The organism is Demequina subtropica, from assembly GCF_000971235.1.
Classification (GTDB): Bacteria; Actinomycetota; Actinomycetes; order Actinomycetales; family Demequinaceae; genus Demequina; species Demequina subtropica.
This window is the reverse complement of the sequence record NZ_BBMB01000006.1, coordinates 163,025-185,630: the sequence shown is the minus strand read 5'-3', so window position 1 is coordinate 185,630 and position 22,606 is coordinate 163,025. Positions and strand designations below refer to the sequence as shown.

23 protein-coding genes are annotated in these 22,606 nt (G+C 72.7%); 16 read left to right on the top strand and 7 right to left on the bottom strand.

Annotation, left to right across the window (positions count from 1 at the left end):
• Positions 1-145: 145 nt before the first annotated feature.
• Together AOM06_RS06840 and AOM06_RS06835 are read right to left on the bottom strand one after the other, a co-directional pair.
• Positions 146-673: a flavodoxin family protein gene (locus AOM06_RS06840; RefSeq protein WP_062303996.1), complete on the bottom strand. Its 528-nt coding sequence runs from the start codon at positions 671-673 to the stop codon at positions 146-148.
• Between the two features lie 60 nt (positions 674-733).
• Positions 734-1,456 (bottom strand): IclR family transcriptional regulator, encoded by a 723-nt coding sequence (locus AOM06_RS06835; RefSeq protein ID WP_062303995.1) that lies wholly within the window; start codon positions 1,454-1,456, stop codon positions 734-736.
• A gap of 56 nt (positions 1,457-1,512) precedes the next feature.
• On the opposite strand from AOM06_RS06835, the gene leuC reads away from it, so the two are divergent.
• The 4 genes from leuC to AOM06_RS06815 all read left to right on the top strand — a co-directional run bounded on the left by leuC (position 1,513) and on the right by AOM06_RS06815 (position 5,146).
• A complete protein-coding gene (gene leuC / locus AOM06_RS06830; protein ID WP_062304048.1) occupies positions 1,513-2,937 on the top strand; it encodes a 3-isopropylmalate dehydratase large subunit in 1,425 nt (474 codons plus the stop codon).
• 17 nt (positions 2,938-2,954) lie between these two features.
• Entirely contained in the window at positions 2,955-3,596 is a 642-nt protein-coding gene (leuD, locus tag AOM06_RS06825; protein ID WP_062303994.1) for a 3-isopropylmalate dehydratase small subunit, read from the top strand.
• 108 nt (positions 3,597-3,704) lie between these two features.
• A complete protein-coding gene (locus AOM06_RS06820) occupies positions 3,705-4,541 on the top strand; it encodes a CPBP family intramembrane glutamic endopeptidase (protein ID WP_062303993.1) in 837 nt (278 codons plus the stop codon).
• Positions 4,538-5,146 carry a nucleoside/nucleotide kinase family protein gene (locus AOM06_RS06815; protein WP_062303992.1) on the top strand — a complete coding sequence of 203 codons (609 nt, stop codon included), beginning with the start codon at positions 4,538-4,540 and terminating at the stop codon, positions 5,144-5,146. Before AOM06_RS06820 ends, AOM06_RS06815 begins: the two co-directional genes overlap by 4 nt.
• Before the next feature lie 31 nt (positions 5,147-5,177).
• On the opposite strand, the gene AOM06_RS06810 is transcribed toward AOM06_RS06815, so the two are convergent.
• Positions 5,178-6,050 (bottom strand): PfkB family carbohydrate kinase, encoded by an 873-nt coding sequence (locus AOM06_RS06810; protein WP_062304047.1) that lies wholly within the window; start codon positions 6,048-6,050, stop codon positions 5,178-5,180.
• Between the two features lie 64 nt (positions 6,051-6,114).
• Here AOM06_RS06810 and murA point away from each other — a divergent pair, with 64 nt between their 5' ends.
• From murA to AOM06_RS06790, 4 genes are read left to right on the top strand one after another with little or no spacing between them, the layout of a single operon-like run.
• Positions 6,115-7,425, top strand: coding sequence for a UDP-N-acetylglucosamine 1-carboxyvinyltransferase (gene murA, locus AOM06_RS06805; protein ID WP_062303991.1), 1,311 nt, complete (start codon positions 6,115-6,117; stop codon positions 7,423-7,425).
• A gap of 3 nt (positions 7,426-7,428) precedes the next feature.
• Positions 7,429-8,151 (top strand): lysophospholipid acyltransferase family protein, encoded by a 723-nt coding sequence (locus AOM06_RS06800; RefSeq protein ID WP_062303990.1) that lies wholly within the window; start codon positions 7,429-7,431, stop codon positions 8,149-8,151.
• On the top strand, positions 8,148-9,149 hold the full coding sequence (locus AOM06_RS06795) for an NAD(P)H-dependent glycerol-3-phosphate dehydrogenase (protein WP_062303989.1): 1,002 nt from the start codon (positions 8,148-8,150) through the stop codon (positions 9,147-9,149). The genes AOM06_RS06800 and AOM06_RS06795 overlap by 4 nt, the downstream gene beginning before the upstream one ends.
• On the top strand, positions 9,149-10,237 hold the full coding sequence (locus AOM06_RS06790; protein WP_062303988.1) for a D-alanine--D-alanine ligase family protein: 1,089 nt from the start codon (positions 9,149-9,151) through the stop codon (positions 10,235-10,237). The genes AOM06_RS06795 and AOM06_RS06790 overlap by 1 nt, the downstream gene beginning before the upstream one ends.
• Before the next feature lie 124 nt (positions 10,238-10,361).
• On the opposite strand, the gene AOM06_RS06785 is transcribed toward AOM06_RS06790, so the two are convergent.
• The 3 genes from AOM06_RS06785 to AOM06_RS06775 all read right to left on the bottom strand — a co-directional run bounded on the left by AOM06_RS06785 (position 10,362) and on the right by AOM06_RS06775 (position 13,294).
• The gene (locus tag AOM06_RS06785) at positions 10,362-10,823 is read right to left on the bottom strand and encodes a DUF3515 family protein (protein WP_062303987.1); all 462 of its coding nucleotides are present in this window, start codon (positions 10,821-10,823) and stop codon (positions 10,362-10,364) included.
• A 9-nt stretch (positions 10,824-10,832) separates the two neighbouring features.
• On the bottom strand, positions 10,833-12,029 hold the full coding sequence (locus AOM06_RS06780) for a GGDEF domain-containing protein (protein ID WP_156163609.1): 1,197 nt from the start codon (positions 12,027-12,029) through the stop codon (positions 10,833-10,835).
• A 98-nt stretch (positions 12,030-12,127) separates the two neighbouring features.
• Positions 12,128-13,294 (bottom strand): GGDEF domain-containing protein, encoded by a 1,167-nt coding sequence (locus tag AOM06_RS06775; RefSeq protein WP_062303985.1) that lies wholly within the window; start codon positions 13,292-13,294, stop codon positions 12,128-12,130.
• A 99-nt stretch (positions 13,295-13,393) separates the two neighbouring features.
• Between AOM06_RS06775 and AOM06_RS06770 the strand changes: the two genes are divergently transcribed.
• The 6 genes from AOM06_RS06770 to AOM06_RS06745 all read left to right on the top strand — a co-directional run bounded on the left by AOM06_RS06770 (position 13,394) and on the right by AOM06_RS06745 (position 18,309).
• Entirely contained in the window at positions 13,394-14,749 is a 1,356-nt protein-coding gene (locus AOM06_RS06770; protein WP_169747732.1) for an MATE family efflux transporter, read from the top strand.
• A gap of 93 nt (positions 14,750-14,842) precedes the next feature.
• Positions 14,843-15,289, top strand: coding sequence for a hypothetical protein (locus tag AOM06_RS06765; RefSeq protein WP_062303983.1), 447 nt, complete (start codon positions 14,843-14,845; stop codon positions 15,287-15,289).
• Positions 15,289-15,513: a helix-turn-helix transcriptional regulator gene (locus AOM06_RS06760; protein WP_062303982.1), complete on the top strand. Its 225-nt coding sequence runs from the start codon at positions 15,289-15,291 to the stop codon at positions 15,511-15,513. Before AOM06_RS06765 ends, AOM06_RS06760 begins: the two co-directional genes overlap by 1 nt.
• A 79-nt stretch (positions 15,514-15,592) precedes the next feature.
• Positions 15,593-16,309, top strand: coding sequence for a DUF4386 domain-containing protein (locus AOM06_RS06755; protein WP_062303981.1), 717 nt, complete (start codon positions 15,593-15,595; stop codon positions 16,307-16,309).
• Positions 16,306-17,280, top strand: a complete 975-nt coding sequence (locus AOM06_RS06750) for an NAD(P)-dependent alcohol dehydrogenase (RefSeq protein WP_062303980.1) — start codon at positions 16,306-16,308, stop codon at positions 17,278-17,280. Before AOM06_RS06755 ends, AOM06_RS06750 begins: the two co-directional genes overlap by 4 nt.
• An 87-nt stretch (positions 17,281-17,367) precedes the next feature.
• Entirely contained in the window at positions 17,368-18,309 is a 942-nt protein-coding gene (locus AOM06_RS06745; protein ID WP_062303979.1) for a thiamine-phosphate kinase, read from the top strand.
• Positions 18,310-18,441: 132 nt separating this feature from the next.
• Here the strand turns inward: AOM06_RS06745 and rpmB are convergent, their stop codons facing one another.
• Complete coding sequence (rpmB, locus tag AOM06_RS06740; protein ID WP_042216526.1) at positions 18,442-18,633, bottom strand: 50S ribosomal protein L28; 192 nt, start codon at positions 18,631-18,633, stop codon at positions 18,442-18,444.
• 222 nt (positions 18,634-18,855) lie between these two features.
• On the opposite strand from rpmB, the gene AOM06_RS06735 reads away from it, so the two are divergent.
• A complete protein-coding gene (locus AOM06_RS06735; RefSeq protein ID WP_062303978.1) occupies positions 18,856-20,370 on the top strand; it encodes a DAK2 domain-containing protein in 1,515 nt (504 codons plus the stop codon).
• On the top strand, positions 20,367-22,604 hold the full coding sequence (locus AOM06_RS06730; protein ID WP_062303977.1) for an ATP-dependent DNA helicase RecG: 2,238 nt from the start codon (positions 20,367-20,369) through the stop codon (positions 22,602-22,604). The genes AOM06_RS06735 and AOM06_RS06730 overlap by 4 nt, the downstream gene beginning before the upstream one ends.
• The last annotated feature ends 2 nt before the right edge of the window (positions 22,605-22,606 follow it).

Sequence of the window (22,606 nt, the reverse complement as noted above, 5' to 3'; positions counted from 1 at the left end):
GCGGGAGTGGGGGCGGAGGTGCGTGCTGAGGTGGTGGTGGAATCCATGTTTCGTAAGTCTGTCGAGCCCCGGTCGGGCTTCTGGCAAGTCGCACAAGACTACCGCGCGGGTCGCGGCCCACGAGAGTGCCCGTGGCCCCGCCTGCTCAGGTCCGGCTCGCGGCCACCTCCCGCAGGTGGGTGCCCCATGCGCGCGCCGCGTCGAGCTCGCCCTCGGCGAGGAGCGCGGCGGGCGTGGAGGAGGTGGTGTGCAGGTGGACCGTGAAGCCCCGCGGCTCGTCGAGCAGGGTCAGGCCGGCCGCCTCGAGCGCGTGCGCGATGGCCTTGGCGCCGCCGTGGCCGAGCGGGCCCCGGATCCGGGTGTCGAAGGCGGCGGCGAGGCGCGGACCGTGCGCCATCCCGGCGAGCCATGAGCGCATCGACGGGTGGTCGAGGTCCGCGGCGAGATGGCCCTCGCCCTGGGGCTTGGCGGCCGCGGACGCGCGGGACCGCTCGGAGGGAAGGCTCATCCCGTGCACCGGTGCGCCCGCGACGACGATGCGGGCCCCGGCGACGATCTCGGGGGTCGCCTCGCGGGTGCTCAGGGCGCGCGCGTCATCGCCGAGGCCCTCGGCGATGGCACGAGCGACCGCGGCGGTGTTGCCGTAGAGCGATTCGTAGACGACGACGTCCATGCCGTCAGGGTGAGCGCGCGGGCGCGCGCGTGCAAGGGACCTATGTCACTGCAGAGGCGGTCAGGCGATGACCGTGCGCTGCAGCACCTCGGTGAGCTGGCGCGCCGCATCGACTACCGCGGCGGCGTGGAGCGTGCCGGGGGAGGAGGTGAGGCGCTCGACGGGGCCGGAGATGGAGACCGCGGCGATCACGGTGCCCGCCGCGCCCCACACCGGCGCGGAGACGGAGGCGACGCCGGGCTCGCGCTCGCCGGCGCTCTCGGCGTACCCGTTCTGCCGCACGCGGTCGAGCTCCGCGGCCGTGAACCGCGCGACGGCGAGCCCGCGGTGCATGCGTTCCGCGTCGGCCCACGCCAGCAGGACCTTGGCGGCGGAGCCCGCCGTCATCGTCATGGTGGTGCCCACGGGGATCGAGTCGCGCAGCCCCACGGGACGGTCGGCCGCCGCGATGCAGATGCGCTCGTCGCCGTGCGGGCGGTACAGCTGCGAGGACTCCCCGGTGCGGTCGCGCAGGACGGTGAGCACGGGCTGCGCGGCCGACACGAGCCGGTCCTCGTTGACGGAGGCCGCGAGCTGCGCGAACCGGCGGCCCAGGACGAACGCCCCCGTCGCGTCGCGGCCCACCAGGTGATGATGCTCGAGCGCGAGCGCCAGCCGATGCACGGTCGGTCGCGCGAGGTGCGTGCTCGCGACCAGCTCGGCGAGGGTGGCGGGTCCCTGCTCGAGCGCGCCGAGGATCGCCGCCGCCTTGTCAATGACTCCGACTCCGCTATGATTGTCCACGGATCGATACTACCGTCTCAAAACATGAGATGTCGACGCAGGCGAAGGAGAGCGCGATGGGAACCACCCTTGCCGAGAAGCTGTGGGACAACCACCTCGTGAGGAAGGGGGAGGACGGCGCGCCGGACCTCATCTACATCGACCTCCACATGTGCCACGAGGTGACGTCGCCTCAGGCCTTCGAGGGCCTGCGGCTCGCGGGCCGCCAGGTGCGCCGCCCGGACCTCACGATCGCCACCGAGGACCACAACACGCCCACGCTCGACATCGACCTTCCCATCGCGGACGAGACGAGCCGCAAGCAGGTCAACAAGCTGCGCGAGAACGCCGCCGAGTTCGGGATCCGCATCCACTCGCTCGGCGACGCGGACCAGGGCATCGTCCACGTGGTCGGCCCGCAGCTGGGCCTCACGATGCCGGGCATGACCGTGGTGTGCGGAGACTCGCACACGTCCACGCACGGCGCGTTCGGCTCGCTCGCGTTCGGCATCGGCACGTCCGAGGTCGAGCACGTGCTCGCGACCCAGACGCTGCCGCTCAAGCCCTTCAAGACCATGGCGATCAACGTGAACGGCACGCTCCCCAAGGGCTCGACCGCGAAGGACATCATCCTCGCGATCATCGCGAAGATCGGCACCGGCGGCGGCCAGGGCTACGTGCTCGAGTACCGCGGCGACGCGATCCGTGCGCTGTCCATGGAGGCGCGCATGACCATCTGCAACATGTCGATCGAGGCCGGTGCCCGCGCGGGCATCATCGCGCCCGACGAGACGACGTTCGACTACGTGAAGGGCCGCCCGCACGCCCCCGAGGGCGCGGACTGGGACGAGGCCGTCGAGTTCTGGCGCACGCTGGTCACCGATGACGATGCGGTCTTCGACGCCGAGGTCGACCTCGACGCGAACGACCTCGAGCCGTTCATCACGTGGGGCACCAACCCGGGCCAGGGCCTGCCGCTGAGCGCGTCCGTGCCGAACCCGGAGGACTTCGCCGACGAGGCCGAGCGCGAGGCCGCGGCGAACGCGCTCGAGTACATGGGCCTCACGCCGGGCACCCCGTTCCGCGAGATCCCGGTCGACACGGTCTTCCTCGGCTCGTGCACCAACGGTCGCATCGAGGACCTGCGCGCCGCGGCGGCGATCCTCAAGGGTCGCACCAAGGCCGAGGGGGTCCGCCTGCTCGTGGTCCCCGGCTCGGCGCGCGTGCGTCTCCAGGCCGAGGCCGAGGGGCTCGACACGATCTTCAAGGACTTCGGAGCCGAGTGGCGCAACGCGGGCTGCTCGATGTGCCTCGGCATGAACCCCGACCAGCTGCGCCCGCAGGAGCGCTCGGCGTCGACGTCGAACCGCAACTTCGAGGGCCGCCAGGGCAAGGGCGGTCGCACCCACCTCGTGTCCCCGCTCGTCGCCGCGGCGACCGCGGTGCGCGGCACGCTGTCCAGCCCCGACGACCTGGTCGACGCCCCCGCGGCGCTGGTCTGACCCGAGAGGAACCCGACATGGAGAAGTTCACCACCCACACCGGCGTCGGCGTCCCGCTGCGCCGCTCGAACGTCGACACCGACCAGATCATCCCCGCGGTCTACCTCAAGCGCATCACCCGCACGGGCTTCGAGGACGCGCTGTTCGCGGCCTGGCGCGGCGACGCCGACTTCATCCTCAACAAGGACGAGTACAAGAACGGCAGCGTCCTGGTCGCGGGCCCCGACTTCGGCACGGGCTCGTCGCGCGAGCACGCCGTGTGGGCGCTCAAGGACTACGGCTTCAAGGTGGTCATCGCCTCGCGCTTCGCGGACATCTTCCGCGGCAACTCCGGCAAGCAGGGTCTCCTCGCGGCCGTGGTGTCGCAGGAGAACATCGAGCTGCTGTGGAAGCTGCTCGACGCCGAGCCGGGCAAGCAGATCACGGTGTCCCTCGAGGACCGCACCGTCACGTGCGGCGAGCTGACGGTGCCGTTCGAGATCGACGACTACGTCCGCTGGCGCCTCATGGAGGGTCTCGACGACATCGGCCTCACGCTCCAGCATGAGGAGGACATCACCGCGTTCGAGGGCACGCGTGCCGGCTGGCGCCCGCAGACCCTGCCGGCCAAGCACCTCCCGAGCGTCCACATCGAGGCCGCGCGACCGGTCGACGCCTGACCCGGCGCCCGCATCGTCCACGAGGGCCGCACCCCACCCGGGGTGCGGCCCTCGTCGCGTCGGCGGGTGCGCTCCTTCGGTGATCCCCGGTCTGGCAGAGTCGGGATCATGACAGTGGCCGCGCCTCAGGTGCCAGCGCTGCGGGCCGATGCGCGGAGCGCCGCCCGCGTGGGTGCGGCAGCGCTCGTGTGCGGCGCGGCCGTGCTGCTGTTCGCGGTCCACGTGCGCCCGCTCGCGTACGCGCCGCTTCTCGCGGGCGTCGCGCTCGGCCTTGCGGCGGACCGGAGGCTCGGGCGGGACCTCGCGCTCATCGCGCTGGGCCAGACGATCGTCTCGACCATCCCGCTCCGCGCTGACCTCTCCGACGCGGGCATGCTGCGGTTCACCGTCGCGCTCTCGCTCGCGGTGCTCGTGCCCGCGCTGATCTCCCGGCTCGCCTTCCGCGACCGGACCATCAGCTTCCCGATCGGGACGGGGCAGCGGTGGAGCCGGACGATGTGGATCTACCTCGCCGTCGTGATCGCCGTCGCATACCTGGTGCTTCCCTACTACTTCCTGTCGTCGGGGGCCTACCGGAACTGGCCCGCGCTGGACGGCGGGGGAGAGATCGCCAGGCTCTTCGTCGGCGTGAACGCGGTCGGGCTGTGGGACGAGCTGTTCTTCATCTGCGTGGTCTTCGCGCTGCTGCGCGCCCACTTCCCGATGCCCCTCGCCAACGCGCTGCAGGCGATCGTCTTCGTGAGCTTCCTGTGGGAGCTGGGCTATCGCGAGTGGGGTCCCCTGCTCACCGTCCCGTTCGCCCTGGTGCAGGGCTGGATCTTCGCGCGCACGAAGTCGCTGCCCTATGTGGTGACGGTGCACCTCCTGTTCGACGCGATCGTCTTCGCGGTGCTCGTGCACGCGCACCATCCGGACCTCCTCGACGTGTTCGTGACGGCGCCATGAGGGCGGACCTGGTCGCGCGCGCGGCGGACCTCGCCGCGGAGCGGCGGGCGATCCTGGGGATCGCGGGCCCGCCGGGTGCGGGCAAGTCCACGCTCGCGCGTGCGCTCGTCGCGGCCCTCGAGACGGGTGGGCTGCCCGCGGCCTACCTGCCGATGGACGGGTTCCACCTGCCGGCATCGGAGCTCGACTCCCGCGGTCTCGCCGCACGCAAGGGCGCGCCCGACACGTTCGACGTCGAGGGGTACGTCGCGCTCCTGACCCGGGTGCGCGAGGCGCGCGAGGATGTGCTCGCGCCCGACTACGACCGCGCGCTCCACGACGTGGTGGCCGGCGAGCTGCCGATCCATGCCTCCGCGAGGCTCATCGTCACCGAGGGCAACTACCTGGGCCTGCGGACGGGTGGGTGGGAGCGCGTCGGGCCCGCGCTCGACGAGCTGTGGTTCCTGGGCACGCCCTGGGAGGTCGCCCGCGCGCGGCTCGTCGACCGTCGCGTCGCGACCGGGCGCGAGCGGGGGGACGCCGAACGCTGGGTCGACACGGTGGACGCGGCAAACGCGCGCCTGGTGGAGGGCTCGCGGGGCAGCGCCGACGTGGTGATCGCCTGACCCCGTGAGGAAGTGAGAGGGCGGCGGCGGGTCAGCCGAGCCAGGCGCGCGTGCCGAAGCTCCCGAGCGACTCCGCGACCACCGACGCGGCGACGCGGAGGTCCTCCGGGAGCCGGGCGTCGTCCCTGCCGTGCGCGGCGATGCGCCACGCGAGCGCCCCGTGGAAGAAGTCGCCGGCGCCGAGGGTGTCCACGACGGGCGAGACGGCGACGGCGGGGACCTCGCCCTCACCTGCCGTGGTCCGGTAGAGCACCGACTCGGGCCCGCGGGTGATCACCGCCGCGGCCGCACCGAGCCCGGCCAGGTGGGCGAAGACGCGGTCGGGCCGGCCGGACGTCCCCGGCGGGGCGTAGTCGTCGGACACGACGGCGATGTCGCACGCCGCGACCATCGCGTCGGTGTGCGGCTTGTGGGACCCGGCATCGAGGATCACGGGGATGCCGGCCGCGCGGGCACGTGCGGCGAGCGGCAGGGAGATCTCCGGGAAGTAGCCGTCGATCAGCACGGCGCCGACGCCGTCGAGCGACGCCTCGACGTGCGGCGCGAGGCCTCCGCGGGTGGCCACGCCCGAGGGCGACACCACGGCGCGGTCCCCGGTGGAACGCGTGACCATGATCGAGGCGGTCACGGGCGGGCCGTCGTAGGCGGCCGCCTCGAGGATCGAGACCCCGCTCCGCGCCAGATCGGCGCGCATCACGTCCGTGAGCTCGTGCCGGGGAAGCGCCGTGACGAGCGTGGGGGAGCCGCCGCATCGTGCGAAGGCGACCGCGGCGTTGGTCGCCGGGCCGCCGGCGCAGACCGAGAACTCGAGCGCCGCGACCTTCTCGTTGGGCGCGGGGAGGCGCTCGACCAGCTGGACGATGTCGAGCGTCGCGAGCCCGGCGAACAGTGCGGCGGCGGTCACGCCGACAGCGTAGCGACACCTGCCGATGCAGACCTCGGGGCGGGCATGGGGGAAGATAGGCGCCATGACCGACTCCATCCGGGTGACCGGCGGGCGCCCCCTCACGGGCGAGATCTCCGTCCGCGGCGCGAAGAACTTCGTCTCCAAGGCCATGGTGGCCGCGTTGCTGGGATCGACCCCGTCGACCCTGCGCAATGTGCCTGATATCCGCGACGTCGCCGTCGTCTCCTCGCTGCTCCGCCTGCACGGCGTGGGCGTGGACTACGACGTCGACTCGGGGGTCCTCGCGATGGACACCTCGAGCCTGGTGCGCGCGGACGCGGCGCAGATCGCCGCCCACGCGGGCTCGTCCCGCATCCCGATCCTCCTGTGCGGGCCGCTGCTGCACCGCCTGGGCGAGGCGGTCATCCCGGACCTGGGCGGATGCCGCATCGGCGACCGCCCGATCGACTTCCACCTGGAGATCCTCCAGAAGTTCGGCGCGACCGTCACGCAGATGGAGGACGGCCTCTATCTCACGGCGCCCCACGGGCTCAAGGGCATCAAGCACAGGCTCGAGTACCCGTCGGTGGGCGCGACCGAGCAGCTGCTGCTCACCGCGGTGATGGCCGAGGGCATCACGCACCTCGAGGGTGCCGCCGTCGAGCCCGAGATCAAGGACCTCATCGACACGCTCCAGAAGATGGGCGCGATCATCTCGGTGTCCACCGACCGGTCCATCACCATCGAGGGTGTCGAGCGGCTGCGCGGCTACGACCACGTCGCGCTCACCGACCGCATCGAGGTGGGCTCGTGGGCCGCCGCCGCGCTCGCGACCAAGGGCGACATCTTCGTCCACGGCGCGCAGCAGCGCACCATGGGCATGTTCCTCAACGTCTTCCGCAAGGTGGGAGGCGAGTTCGAGGTGGTGCGGGACGGCATCCGCTTCTACCACCCGGGCTGCGACCTCAAGCCGATCGCCCTCCAGACGGACGTCCACCCGGGCTTCATGACCGACTGGCAGCAGCCGCTCGTCGTCGCGCTCACGCAGGCCAAGGGCCTCAGCATCGTCCACGAGACGGTCTACGAGAACCGCTTCGGCTTCACCGACGCGCTCAACCAGATGGGTGCGCAGGTCCAGCTGTTCCGCGAGTGCCTGGGCGACGTCGCGTGCCGGTTCGGCGCGCGCAACTTCCAGCACTCGGCCGTAATCTCGGGCCCGACGCCGCTCAAGGCGGCGGACATCGAGGTGCCGGACCTGCGCGGAGGCTTCTCGCACCTCATCGCGGCGCTCACGGCCGAGGGCACGTCCACCGTGCGCGGCATCGGGATCATCGACCGCGGCTACGAGAACTTCCGAGGCAAGCTCGCAGCCCTCGGGGCGGAGGTCGAGTAGGCCGTGCCCACGCCTCCGTCACGCTTCTACCGCAACGCGGCGCGCCCGCTGCAGGCGCTGCTCACCTCGGCCACCCGCAAGGACTGGCACGGCGCCGAGCACCTGCCGATGGACAGCGGGTTCATCGCGGTGTCCAACCACGTGTCCTATGCTGACCCGCTCACGCTGGCGCACTTCCTCTACAACAACGGGCATCCGCCGCGCATCCTCGCGAAGGAGAGCCTGTTCCGCGCGTCGTTCATCGGCTGGCTGCTGCGCGGCTTCGACCAGATCCCGGTGCACCGCGGCACGTCGCGTGCCGCTGAGGCCGTCGACGCCGCGGTCGAGGTGCTCGAGCGCGGCGACATGATCGCGATGTTCCCCGAGGGCACGCTCACCCGCGACCCCGAGCTGTGGCCCATGGCGGCGCGCACCGGTGTCGCGCGCATGGCGCTCTCGACCGGCGTCCCCGTGGTGCCCATCGCCCAGTGGGGAGCGCATCGTCTGCTCCCGCGCTACGGCAAGATGATCCACCCGTTCCCGCGCAAGACCATCACCGTGGTCGCGGGTCCGCCCGTCGACCTCGACGACCTGCGCGGCGGGGACCTCGACACCGCGACGCTGCGCGAGGCCACGGATCGCATCATGACTACGCTGACAGGCATGGTCGCGGAGATTCGAGGCGAGACGCCGCCGGACGAGCCCTACGACATGCGTGCCAAGGGCGACGGGCGGCCCGCCCGATGACCCGTGCGGCGGTGCTCGGCGCCGGCGCCTGGGGCACCACCTTCGCGGCCGTGCTCGCCGATGCGGGGACCGACGTGACCCTGTGGGGGCGCGATCCCGAGGTGATCCGCTCCGTGCGAGACGACCGTCGCCACGAGGGCTCGATCCCCGGCGTCGAGCTGCCCGCGGGCATCCACGCCACCACGGACGTCGAGGAGGCGCTCGCGGGCGCGGACATCGTGGCGGTCGCGGTGCCGGCGCAGCACGTCCGAGGCATCGTCGCGCCGTTCCGTGACCTGGTGCCCGACGGCGCCGTCGCCGTGTCGCTCATGAAGGGCATCGAGCAGGGCACCCACGAGCGCATGTCCGAGGTGCTCTCCGAGGTCTGGGCGCTCGCGCCCGAGCGCATCGCCGTGGTCTCCGGGCCCAACCTGGCGCGCGAGATCGCGCAGCGCCAGCCGACCGCGACGGTCGTGGCCTCCGCCGACGCGGAGGCGGCCGAGCTGGTGGCGGCGTCGACCGCATCGTCCTACTTCCGCCCCTACACGAACGACGATGTCGTGGGCGTCGAGCTGTGCGGCGCGTACAAGAACGTCATCGCGGTGGGTGTGGGCATCACCGACGGGCTGGGCTTCGGCCACAACACCACCGCGACCGTCATCACGCGAGGGCTCGCGGAGATCACGCGCCTGGGTCTCGCGATCGGCGCGCGCCCGGAGACCTTCTCCGGCCTCGCGGGCATGGGCGACCTCATCGCGACGTGCGCCTCGCCGCTGTCGCGCAACCACACGCTCGGGGCTCACCTGGGGCGGGGGAGCACGCTCGACGAGGCGATCTCGCTGACGCGCGGCACCGCTGAGGGCGTCAAGACCGCGGCGGCCGTCCAGGAGCTCGCCGCCGGGGCGGGCGTGGACGTCCCGATCTGCGACGGGGTGGTGACGATGCTCGAGGGAGAGGCGCCGGTGCACGCGGTGATCGAGGCGCTCATCACGCGCCCGCGCAAGGCGGAGGTCGACTGATGGGCAACCCGACCGTCGCCGTGGTCTTCGGCGGGCGCTCGACCGAGCACGGCGTGTCCTGCGTGACCGCGGGAGGCGTGCTCGGCGCGATCGACCGCGGCCGCTGGGACGTGATCGCGATCGGCATCACCCGCGAGGGCCGCTGGACGCTCGTGTCGGACGACGCCGCCGACTGGCGCATCGTCGACGGCGAGATGCCGGACGTCCCCGCGTCCGATGCCGTGGTGATCCCCCCGTTCGAGGCGGGATCACGCGAGTGGCGCGTGGTCGAGGACGGCGCGCTGCGCTCGCTGGGCGAGATCGACGTCGTGTTCCCGCTCCTGCACGGGCCGTGGGGCGAGGACGGCACGGTCCAGGGCGCGCTCGAGCTGGTCGACGTCCGCTACGTCGGGTCGGGCGTGCTCGCCTCGGCGGCAGGGATGGACAAGCAGTTCATGAAGACGATCTTCGCGGACGCCGGCCTGCCCGTGACGCCCGATGTGGTGGTCACCCCCGAGCGCGGCATCGAGGCGCAGCGCGAGGCGATCGAGGCGCTGGGCCTGCCCGTGTTCGTCAAGCCCGCGCGTGCCGGATCGTCGATGGGCATCTCGAAGGTGTCGTCCTGGGACGCGCTCGACGCGGCCGTCGCCGGGGCGCAGAAGCACGACCCGAAGGTGCTCATCGAGGCGGCCGTGGTGGGACGCGAGATCGAGACCGCGGTGCTCGCGACCGCGTCGGGCCTGCTGACCTCGCCCCCGGGAGAGATCATCACGGGCGGCGATCACGACTTCTACGACTTCGACGCGAAGTACCTCGACGAGGCCGCCGTGACGCTGCTGTGCCCGACCTCGCTCGAGCCCGCGGTCGCCGCGACGGTCGCGGACTTCGCCAAGCGCGCCTTCCGGGCGATCGGCGCGGAGTCGCTCGCCCGTGTGGACGTGTTCGTGACGGACGCGGGCGGCGTGGTGGTCAACGAGATCAACACGATGCCCGGATTCACCACCACCTCGATGTACCCGCGCATGGCGGCCGCCGCAGGGATCCCGTACGGCGAGCTCATCGAGACCCTGCTGACCGTGGCGCTCGAGCGCCCGGTCGGTCTGCGCTGACGCCCGTCCCGACACCCCCAACGGATCTGGGCTCGACACGCCGTCCTGGACTCCTTCACATCCGCATGCGCGCGGCGTGTCGCAGCCGATTCCGTTCGCTCTGTCAGATGTGGGCGGTCGGCGGTCAGCGGCACTCGAGGCCGTTGGACGGCGCGCGCGACGCCGCGGGAGAGACCTCGGCGAGCACGTCCCCGATCGCGTCCTGCGCCCGCTCCTTGGGCACGAGCAGCTCGACGGCGGGGGAGCGGCCGAAGGTCACGGTCCGCCACCGCGTGTCCTCGTCGATCACGAGCCAGTCGACGGTGCCGCTCGAGGTCTCGACCGCGATGCACTGCTCGGTGGTCGGCCCTGGCGGCTCGACGCCGCACCGCATGACGAGCGGGAACTCCTCGCCCCACGACGCGGTGGCCTGCGACGTGGTCTCGCGATACTCGAGGCCGCCGACCACGTCGGGCACGGCGAGCATGATCCGTGCGCAGTCGGGATCGGCGGCGTACGGCGCCGGCTCGACCGTGAGCGGGGCGGTGCAGGCCGCGAGGGGGACCGTCAGCAGTGCGAGCGTGAGCAGTTGAGGACGGCGGACCATGCACCGAGCCTAGGCGGCCTGGGACGATGCGCCGTCCGTGCGTGGCCGCTCGGCGACCACGATCCGGTCGCGCCCCTCGCGCTTCGCGCGGTACATCGCGGCGTCGGCGCGGTGGATCGCCGAATCCAGGCGCTCTCCAGGCTCGACCACCGCCACGCCGTAGCTCACCGTGGGCATGGTCTCGACATCGGCCGCCGTGGCGCGAGCGTACGCCCCGCGGATCTCGGAGAGGTGAGTGAGAACGGACTGCGTGTCGCCGGTCGCGAACACGATCCCGAACTCCTCGCCACCGATCCGCCCCGCAAGGTCCCGTGCGCCGATGCCATCGCGCAGGGTCGCCCCGAACGCGGCGAGGGCGCGGTCCCCGGCCGCGTGGCCGCACGTGTCGTTGAGCTGCTTGAAGCGGTCGACGTCGGCGACCACCACGGTCGCGCCGCCGGCATGCCCGCGGAGCCGGACGGCCGCGCGTCGCGTGAACTCGTCGCGGTTCCACAGACCGGTGAGCGTGTCGAGCGTCGCGCGCATCTGCAGGTCGACGACGCGCTCGACCTGGCTCAGCTCGCTCAAGGTGAACGTGATGATGATGAGGAGGAACAGCACCGCGAGCGCATTCGCGCTCACGCCGGCGTAGGCGGCGAAGAACGGGTCCTCCGGCCCCAACGCGACGAAGAGCACGGTGCGCCACACGTAGAAGGTGGCGAGGGCCGAGGCTCCGACGGCGAGCCCTGTGATGGCCATGGTCCCGGCCGAGGCGGACACGTCGCCCTCTGCTCGCGCGTGCGAGTCTCGGAGCATCCACAGGTCCCGAGCGGAGAGCACGAAGTACACGGTCATGCACAGCAGCGTGACGGTGCTGCCGGCCCAGTAGCCGAGCTCGTGCGCCTCGATGGCGGATGCGACGGACGCTGCTGCCACGCCCGGGAGCGTGAGGCGCCAACCGGTGCGTGCGCCGCGCAGGGCCCTGGAGGCGGCCCACGCGCACGCGGCGGAGTACACTCCCGCCGCGTTGGCAGGGGGCACCGTGATGAGCGCGTTCTGGTCGGTGATCACCAGGCTCATGGCGTTGCTGAGCGCCGCCGAGATGAGCAGGCCGATCCACCAGGCGGCGTACCGGCTACGGTCGCGGAGATACACCGCGAAGATCGAGAGCACCAATACCGTCAACGACACGAGGGTCAGCGCGACATTAAGTGTCATTTCATCCATAGCGGTGTCAGGTTAACCTCCGCGCGAGCGCTGGTTGCGACGATTCGGACCTCCCGGGGTATGGGTTTGGTCACACCCTGGGGGGCATCGTTTCGCCGTCACGCGACGGAGTCGACCACCACTCGGTCGCGGCCTTCGCGCTTCGCCTGGTACATGGCCGCGTCGGCGCGCTGCAGCGCTTCCGAGAGCGGCTCGCGCGCGCTCGCGAAGGCCACGCCGCAGCTCACGGTGGGCGTGGCGTCCTGATCGGATGTGGCGACCGTGTACTCGAGCCGGAGGGCCTCGACGCGGGCCCGGGCCGTGCCGACGTCGCTCGTGGCGATGAGCAGCGCGAACTCCTCGCCGCCCAGCCGGCCGGCGAGGTCCCGGGGTCCGAGCGCATGGCGGACCGCGGCGCCGAAGGCGGCGAGCGCGCGGTCCCCGGCCGCATGGCCGTGCGCGTCGTTGAGCGCCTTGAAGTGGTCGAGGTCCGCCACGACGATCGCGGTGAGCTCGTTGCGCTGCGCGACGCGCAGCGCGGCACGGCGGACGAACTCGGCGCGGTTCCAGAGCCGGGTGAGGCTGTCGCGGGTGGCGCGGAGCTCGAGGTCGAAGACCCTTTCGGCCTGGCTCAGCTCGGTCATGGTGAACGTCACCACCACGAGCGCCACGATCAGGGCGATGGTGACGGGGACGGTGCCGACCAGGGTCTCGAAGAGCCGCGCGTCGGGCCCGACGGACACGAACAGCGCGGCGCGGAGCGCGTAGACCGCGCTCAGCGCGCCCACCGTCGTGCCGAGCACCGTGGTGGCCCGGTCCGCGCTCGCCGACGAGTAGCGGCCGCTCGAGTCTCGGTGCTCGATCCGGACCTCGCGCATGGCGTGCGCGGCGAGGCCGAAGTAGACGGCCATCGCGGTGAGGAAGGCGGCGCCGCCCGCCCACGTATCGGTGGTGGGGGAGTCGAGCTGCGTCACGAGCATCGTGGCGGCGGGGCCGACGAGCACCGGGCCCCAGCCGGTCGCGCGACCGCGGAGCGATCGGGCGGCGGCCCACGTGCAGACCGCGCCGAGCACGCCGAGGGCGTTGGCGATGGGCACGCTGAACGTCTGCGCCTCGCTACCGTTGAACAGGTACAGCGTGGTGCTGGCCGCGACCGCGATGAGCGCCGCGGACCACCATGCAGCGAAGCGGGAGCGGTGGCGGAGGTAGACGCCGGTGTAGGACAGCACGAGCAGCGTCGCCGCCACCGCGGTCATGGCGACGCGCAGGGTCAGCGGATCGAGCACCGAGGCAGGTTACCGCTCGGATCATGCCCACGTACAGGGGATTTGGCCAGGACTTGACGCGCGGAGCTCGCGCGGCGCGCATCGGTGTACCGTCACCTGGTGATCGCGCTCCGCCCGTTGCCGCATCGGCGCGCCTTCGCGCTCGCGTGGCCGGCGATCGTCGGCAACGTCACGGTGCCCCTCGTCGGGCTCGTCGACACCGCCATGCTGGGGCACTTCTCGGACGCGACGCACATCGGCGCGGTGGCGCTCGGCTCGACCGTCCTGAGCGCGGTCATGTGGCTCGTCGGGTTCCTGCGCACGGGGACCACCTCGCTCGTGGGCCGTGCGCTCGGCGCCGGCCAGGACGATGCGGCGGTCGCCCATGCGCAGCGTGCCGCGATCCTCGCGCTCGCGATCGGCGGAGGTGCCGTCCTGGCGCAATGGGTCGCGATCCCCGCGATCATGGCCGTCCTCGCGCCCGCGGGCGACGTGCGCGACCTCGCGATCCAGTACGCCTGGATCCGGATGGCGTCCGTGCCCGCCGCGCTGCTCACGCTGGTGGTCTCGGGGTGGTTCGTCGGCTCGGGTGACACGCGGCGGCCCCTGGCGATCGTCGCGACCGTCAACGTCGTCAACCTGGTGCTCGACATCGCGTTCGTCGGCGGCCTCGGATGGGGTTCCGCGGGGGCGGCCGCGGCGACGGTGATCGCGGAGTGGCTCGGGCTCGCGCTCGCGGTCGTGCTGTGGTGGAGGGCCGTCTCCGCCCCCGTGCGAGCGGCCGTGCGGCGCTGGCGCGGACGTGGGCTGCGGAGCGGGTGGCGGCGCCTCGCGGCGATGAACGGCGACCTCTTCGTGCGCACCGCGATCCTGTACTCGGTGCTGACCTTCGTGACGGCGTACGGTGCGCGGCTGGGGCCCGACATCCTGGCCGCCAACGCGATCCTCATGCAGCTCATGCTGCTGTCGAGCTACGGCCAGGACGGGTACGCGCACGCCGCCGAGGCGATGGTGTCGCGCGAGATCGGCCGCCGCGACGTGCCGGCCTTCCACCGCGCGGTGGTCGCGTCGGCGTTGCCCGCCGTGGCGATCGGCGCGGTCTTCACGCTCCTGTACCTGGTCGCGTCGGGGCCCTTCATCGCGGTGCTCACGTCGATCCCCTCGGTGACCGAGGCCGCGGACGCATACATCGGCTGGGTCGTGTGGCTCCCGCTCGCGTCGTCGCTCGCGTACCTGTTCGACGGCGTCTTCCTCGGCTCGGGGAGGACGCGCTCGATGGTCACCACCATGGCCGCCTCCGCCGCGCTGGTCTTCGTGCCGACGCTCCTCGCGGGAATCGCGTGGGTCGGGGACCCCCGCAACGACGACCTCTGGCGCGCGTTCCTGCTGTTCAACGTCGCGCGCGGGGTATTCCTCGGGTTCTCGTACCTTCGCGTCACGCGCCGGGGCGCGTGGCTCGCGACGGCCCACGCCTGATCCTGTCACGAACAATGTCAAGAACTCTTGACACCGTGTCAAGCCAGGCTTACCTTCGAGGTGTCAAGAACCTTTGACATCCGGGGGGATGCCATGACCATGACCGAACGCACCGTGTGGGCCACGCTCGTCGTGTTCCCGCTCGTCGGCCTCGTCTACTTCACCGTCATCCTCACGCAGGCCGCCGACCGTCCTCTCGAGGAGGTCTCGTGGGTCACGCCGATGCTGTGGGCCTGGGGCTCGCTCATCGTGTTCATCATCCTCGGCGTCATCGCGTCCGCGATCGCCACCGGCATCAAGGCGGAGGTCGCGGGGGAGAAGCCCGACTTCGAGGACGGCGACGAGCGCGACAAGCTGATCGAGCGCTTCGGGAACGCACGCGCGTACACGATGTCCTCGCTCGGCGGCTTCGTCGCGACCATCCTGCTCATGCTCGACGTCGACCGGTTCTGGCCGGCCAACACCCTGTTCCTCGCCGGGCTGCTCGCCGGCGTCATCGCGGCGGGCAGCCGCATCCACGCCTACCGGACCGGGCTCTGATGGGACGGTCCACCAAGGTCACCAACGCGATCCGCGCGCTGCGGTTCGCGCACGGAGAGATGACCCAGGCCGATCTGGCGGCGCGCATCGGCGTCACCCGCCAGACGGTCATCGCCATCGAGCAGGGCCGCTACTCGCCCTCGCTCGAGATGGCCTTCCAGATCGCGCGGGCCCTCGAGGTCCCGCTCGACGCGGTCTTCCAGTACCCCGACGAGGCCGCCTAGCCCTCGTGGAGACCCTCCCCGCGCGCACCAGGTGCGACGCGGACGCCTGAGCGCGCCTTCTCGACGATGGAGACCCACCATGTCCCTCATCCGCACCGCCCGCCTCACGGGCGCCGCCTACCTCGGTCTCGCCGTCACCGGCATGATCGGGTTCCTGTGGCTGCGTCCCGAGATCGTCGCCGACGACCCGGCGACCACCCTCGCCCACCTGACCGACGACGCCGGCGCAGCGCACGCGCTGGTGGTGCTCGAGCTGGGCATCGTGCTGACGCAGGCGCTCGCCGCGATCGGGTTCCTGGCCCTGTGGCGCCGTGAGGCGCCCGTGGCAGGCGCATCGATCGCCGCCTACGGCCTGCTCAACTCGGCCGCGATCATGACCTCTGCCGCCGCGATGGCGACGGCGAACGCGGTCGCCGCGGACCCTGCCCTGGCCCCTGCCGGGGACGCGGCCGGCACGGTCCAGCTCCTGTACGAGATCAGCGACCACGCCTGGGGCGTCGGCGCGGTGTTCTTCGGGCTGTGGCTCATCCCGATGGGCTGGGCGGTCCTCACGACCGGCCGCATGCCCGCGATCCTGGGCTGGCTGCTCACGGTCGGCGGCGTCGGGTACGTCGCGTCGGCTTTCGTCGGCTACGGGTGGGCCGACGCCCCGGCGGCGCTGGTCGAGGGCCTCACGTTCCCGGCGACGGCGGGCGAGCTCTGGATCATCGCCTACCTCCTCATCGTCGGGATCAGGCCCGACACCTCCGTCGCCGCTCCAGCGGCCCCGAATGGAAAGGTGGTGGTCGTGCCATGAAGGCGGTGACCTACTCCACGTACGCAGGACCCGAGACGCACGAGCTGCGCGAGATCCCCATCCCCGAACCCGGCGAAGGCCAGGTGCGCATCCGGGTGACGGCGGCCGGGCTCAACCCGTGGGACTGGCACATCTACCGCGGCGACCCGTGGCTCGCGCGGTTCAGCTTCGGCCTGCGGTCGCCGGGCACGCGCGTGGTCGGCGCCGATGCGGCGGGCGAGGTCGACGCGGTCGGTCCGGGCGTCGAGGGCTTCGCCGTCGGCGACCGCGTGTTCGGCTTCCTCGGCTTCGGCGGCTGCGCCGACTTCGCGGTGGCCGAGTCGTCGAAGATCGCGCGCACGCCCGGCGGCGCCACCGACGCGGAGGCGGCCGCGGTGCCGATCGCCGCGATCACGGCGCTCGGCGGTCTCGAGGACGGCGGAGGGTGCGAGGGCAAGCGCGTCCTGGTGATCGGCGCCTCGGGAGGGGTGGGTCACATGGCGGTGCAGATCGCCCGCGTCCTCGGTGCCAGCCGGGTCGTGGCGGTGTGCTCGGGCGCCAACGCCGCGATGGTGTCGTTGCTCGGCGCGGACCGGGTGATCGACTACACGCGGGAGGACGTGCGCGAGTGCGGCGAGGTATTCGACGTCGTGTACGACACGGTGGGCACCACGTCGGTGCCCCGACTGCGGCGCATCCTCGCCCGCGACGGCGTCTACCTCGCCGCCGGAGGGCTCGGTGGCGGGCCGGTGCTGGGTCCCGCGTGGGCCATCTTCCGCGCGAAGCTGTCCGGCCCGTTCGCGCGGCGCCGCGTGGCGGTGGTCGGGACCGAGCCGTCGACCGAGAACCTCGGTCGGGTCGCAGCCTGGATCGAGGCCGGGCGGGTGCGCCCCGTCATCGCCGCGACGTATCCGTTGGAGCGCACCGCGGAGGCGTTCGCGCGGCTCGAGGCGCAGCACGTCGCCGGCAAGCTCGTGGTGCAGGTCGCGTGACGCGCCCGATGCCCCGCCGGGTCCCCGCCCGGCCGGGCGTCCCGCGCCTGGCGAGGTCCTGCATCGTCCCGCCCTACGCTTGACGCCATGACGACGATCGGCGAGATGGGGGAGGACGCGCTCATCGCGGCCTTCGCCCCGCGGCTGCCCGTGTCCGACGCCGAGATCCTCGGCCCGGGTGACGATGCGGCGGTGGTCGCGGTCGACGGCGACCTCGTGGTGTCGTCGGACATCCTCGTCGAGGGGCGCCACTTCCGCATGGACTGGTCGACGCCCGAGGACGTGGGCTGGCGCGCGGCGATGCAGAACCTCGCCGACATCGACGCGATGGGCGCGGTGCCGACCGCGCTGCAGATCACGCTCGCGGCGCCCGCATCGCTCGAGGCCGACTGGGTGATGCGCTTCGCCGACGGCCTTCGGGAGGCGTGCGAGCCGCATGGCGTCGGCGTGGTCGGCGGTGACCTGTCGGGGGCCAGCGAGGTCTCCGTGTGCGTCACGGTGCTGGGCGAGACCCACGGCACCGAGCCGATCACCAGGGACGATGCGCTCCCCGGTCAGGTCGTCGCGGTCTCGTCACCGCTCGGCGCGGCCGCCGCCGGCTACGTCCAGCTGACCGAGGGGCGCCGGATCGACGAGGAGTCGATCGGGCTGTTCCTCCGCCCGCGCCCCCGCATCGGCGCCGGGCTCGAGGCCGCGCTGCATGGCGCGACCGCGCTCATGGACATCTCCGACGGTCTGCTGCGGGACGCATCGCGCATCGCCCGCCGCTCGGACGTCGGTATCGACATCCGAGCCGAGGACGTGCCCCTCCACGAGGGCGCCCGCTTCGCCGCGATCGAGCTCCAGGTCGACCCGCGGCCGTGGGCGCTCACCGGCGGCGAGGACCATCACATGCTCGCGGTCTTCCCCCGGGAGTCGGCCGTGCCTGCCGGCTGGACCGTGGTGGGGGAGACCACCGACGCGTTCGCGGGCGTGCGCGTCGACGGCGAGGTGCCCGGCACGCTGGGCTGGGACCACTTCGGGGGCTGAGTGGGGCGCCGACGTGTGCGCCCTGCGCGGCCGTCCGGGCATACGAAAACGGACGTCCTCGGAGGAGAGGACGTCCGTCTCGGGATGAGGTCGGCTGTCAGCCGCGCCGAACCGCGCCAAGGCGCGGATCCATCAGATGGCGCGCTGGACCTTGCCGGCCTTGAGGCACGAGGTGCACACGTTGAGTCGCTTGGGGGTACCCGCGACCACGGCACGCACGCGCTGGATGTTCGGGTTCCAGCGACGCTTGGTGCGGCGGTGCGAGTGCGAGATGCTGTGACCGAAGGACGGTCCCTTGGCGCAGACGTCGCAGGTGGCAGCCACGATAGTTCTCCTAGTTTCTGGCGCAGGTCGACGATTCGACCGGCAAAGCTTGGGGGCCCGGGTGCTCGGGCAACCGCAATAGGTTAACCGAAGAACCGGGATTGCGGCAAACCCGACGACTAGCGCGGCGTGTACCGGGAGGGATGTCCGCGGCGTCGGTGGGCCGTGCCACGATAGTACGCGAGCGGCGACCCCACGCGGCTCGACAGTCGGAGGTGACCCGTGAGCGAAGCGCATGCCCTGCGCCGCTGGCTCGGGTCCGGCTTGGACGCCGTGCGCCGTTCGCGCGGCACCCTCGACGCCATCAACGTCTTCCCGGTCGCCGATGCCGACACCGGCACCAACGTGTACCTCACCCTCCAGGAGGGCAACCGGGCGATCGCGCGTCTCCCCGCCGACGCCTCGCATCGTGACGTGGCCGCGGCCTTCGCCCGCGGCGCGTTGCTCGGTGCCCGCGGGAACTCGGGCGTGATCGTGAGCCAGTACCTGTCGGCGCTGCTGCGGGTGGTCGACGCGAAGGGCGGTCTCGAGTCCATCGACGCCGCCGGGATCGCCGACGCCCTCTCGCGCGCGTCGGAGGCCGCATACGCCGCCGTCGGCACTCCCGTCGAGGGCACCATCCTGACCGTCGCTCGCGCGGCCGCGCGAGCGTCGACCGCCGTCGCGGCGCGCGCGGGCACCCGCGAGGACGCCATCGTGGCCGCCGTCGACGGCGCACGCGAGGGGCTGCGTCTCACCACCGAGCAGCTCCCGAGCGCGCGGGCCGCGGGCGTGGTGGACGCCGGGGCGGCCGCGCTGGTGCTCCAGCTCGAGATGCTCGCCGAGACCATCGCGGGAGCCGATGCCCTCGCCCATCATCCCGAGGTCGCGTGGGGGATCCCGGGGCATCGTCACCAGGTGGTGCAGCCGGGTCACCCGGGCCACGGTGAGGCGCACGGCGGCGCCTACGAGGTGATGTTCGTGGCCGATCGCGACGAGGACTCGCGCGCCGGCCTGGTGACGAGGCTGGGGGAGGTCGGCGACTCCACCACCGTGACCGCCGGCATGGGCCTGCTGCACGCCCACGTCCACACCGACCACCCCGCGGACGCGGTCGCGATCGCCGAGAGCGTCGAAGCGCACCAGATCGTGGTGCGGTCGATCGCGATGAGTGTGGTGCAGGACCGTGCCGCGACCGGCGTGGTCGCGCTCACCACCTGCCCCGGGCTGGCGGAGCCGCTCGCCGACGCCGGCGCCGTGGTGCTCGTGGTCCCCGATCCGGGCGCGCTTCGCAAGCGCGACCTCAAGCGCGCGGTCCGCGATGCCTCGGGCGCGGAGGCCATCGTCATCGCGGGTGACGGTGCGCTGCTCGGCGCCGCCCACGAGCTCGCCGACAAGCGAGGCAAGCCCGACCTGGTGATCGTCGACACGAGCCACGAGGCGCACGTGATCGCAGGCGTCGCCGCCTCGGCGCTCGCGACGCCGGGCGAGGACGTCGAACAGCTCATGCGCGCGGCCGTCGCGACAACGACGGTGGGGGAGAGCACCGGCGATGCTCTCGACGAGGACCTGGACGGCCTCATCGGCCCCGACACCGAGGTGGTGACGCTCGTGCTCGCGCGCGGCATCGACCCCGCGGTGGGCGACGAGGCCCGTGCGTCCGTCGAGGCACGCTCACCCGGAGCGGAGGTCGCGGTCTATCGCGGCGGCCAGGAGTGGCCGCCCATCCTCATCGGCGTCGAGCGGGCGCCCGCGTGACTGGGAGCGAGCCCGGACGGCTGGCCGAGCCGCTCGCGAAGGTCCTCGGCGCGCGCACCGCGGGCTCGCTCGAGAAGCTCGGGCTGGCCACCACGGGAGACCTGCTGCGCCACTACCCGCGTCGCTACGGCGCGCCGGGCGAGATGACCCCCCTCGCCGAGCTGCGGGTCGGCGAGCACGTCACGGTCATGGCGCAGGTCCGGACGACGACCGTGCGGCAGATGCGCTCGCGCGGCGGGGCCATGCTCGAGGCGATCGTCACCGACGGGCGCGACAGCCTCCAGCTCACGTTCTTCGCCAAGCGCGCCGGGGTGCTGCGCATGCACGAGGACAAGCTCCGCGCGGGACGTCGCGGCCTGTTCACCGGCACGGTCGGCGACTACCGCGGACGCCGTCAGCTCACCCATCCCGACTACGTCCTGGTCGGGGTCGACGCCGCCGACGAGGACGCCGCCCTGGCCGAGGCCTCCCGCCCCATCCCGATCTATCCGGCCGTCGCGAGCGTGCCCACGTGGCGCATCGGCCGCGCGGTGCGCGCGGTGCTCGACCCGCTCACCGAGGCGGACGTGCCTGACCCGCTGCCGGTGGAGCTGCGGGAGCGTCGCGGATTGCCGACGCTCCTCGAGGCGTTGCGGCTCGTCCACGTCCCCGACACCGAGGCGGACTTCGCTCGTGGGCGCGAGCGGCTGCGCTTCGAGGAGGCGCTGGTCCTGCAGACCGCGCTCGCCAGGCGCCGCGCGGACCATGAGGCGCTGTCGGCCACGCCGCGCCCTGCACGCGACGGCGGCCTGGTGGCCGCGCTCGACGCCCGGCTGCCGTACGCGCTCACGGCGGGTCAGGTCGCGGTGGGCGAGGCCGTCGCGTCCGACCTCGCGCGCGACACCCCGATGCTCCGCCTGCTCCAGGGCGATGTGGGCGCCGGCAAGACGGTGGTCGCGCTGCGCGCGATGCTCCAGGTGGTCGACGCGGGAGGGCAGGCGGCGCTGCTCGCGCCCACCGAGGTGCTGGCGGCTCAGCACGCGCGCTCGCTGCGCGCGCTTATGGGACCGCTCGCCCACGGCGGGATGCTCACCGCGGCGGACGATGCGACGCGCGTGGTGCTGCTCACGGGCTCGCAGGGCTCGCGCGAGCGGCGAGCGGCGCTTGCGGAGGCGGCCTCGGGGGCCGCGGGCATCGTGGTCGGGACCCATGCGCTCCTGAGCGAGACGGTCCAGTTCGCGGACCTGGGCCTCGTGGTGGTCGACGAGCAGCACCGGTTCGGGGTCGAGCAGCGCGACGCGCTGCGCTCGCGCGGCGAGCGGGTCCCGCACACGCTCGTGATGACGGCGACCCCGATCCCGCGCACCGTCGCGATGACCGTGTTCGGGGACCTCGAGACCTCGGTGCTCAGCGACCGCCCGGCGGGCCGGCAGGAGACCGTGACGCACCTGGTCCCGGCGGGCAACGCGGCGTGGATCGACCGCGTCTGGGCGCGCGTGCGCGAGGAGGTCGATCGTGGCGGGCGGGCCTACGTGGTCTGCCCCCGTATCGACGGCGACAGCGAGGAGGAGGCCGAGGACGTGCCCCTGGACGCCCTCGAGGCGGACGATGCGGGCGAGGGCTCCGGCGCCGAGCGCCCGCCGCTCGCGGCCGTCATGGAGGTCGCGGAGCAGCTGCGTGCCACGGATGCGCTCGCGGGCGTCGGCGTCTCGGTCATGCACGGCCGGCTCGCCCCGGAGGAGAAGGACGCCGCGATGGCGCGCTTCGCCTCCGGTGAGGCGCCGGTGCTCGTGGCGACCACCGTGATCGAGGTCGGCGTCGACGTCCCCGAGGCCACGGCGATGGTGATCCTCGACGCGCAGCACTTCGGGATCTCGCAGCTCCACCAGCTGCGCGGGCGCGTGGGCCGCGGCGACAAGGCGAGCATCTGCCTGCTGGTCTCGCACTCCGAGCAGGGGACCCTCGCGCACGAGCGGCTGTCCGCGCTCGCGGCCACCACCGACGGCTTCGAGCTCGCCGAGAAGGACCTCGAGCTGCGGCGCGAGGGCGATGTGCTGGGCGCGGCGCAGTCGGGCGGGCGCAACTCCCTCCGGCTGCTGCGGGTGGTGCGCGACGCGAGGGTCATCGAGGAGGCGCGCGAGGAGGCGACGGCCCTGGTCGAGGCGGACCCGGCGCTGTCGGGACACCCCGAGCTCGCGGTCGCGATCGCGGAGCTGCTCGACCCGGAGCGCGAGGACTTCCTCACCCGCTCGTGACC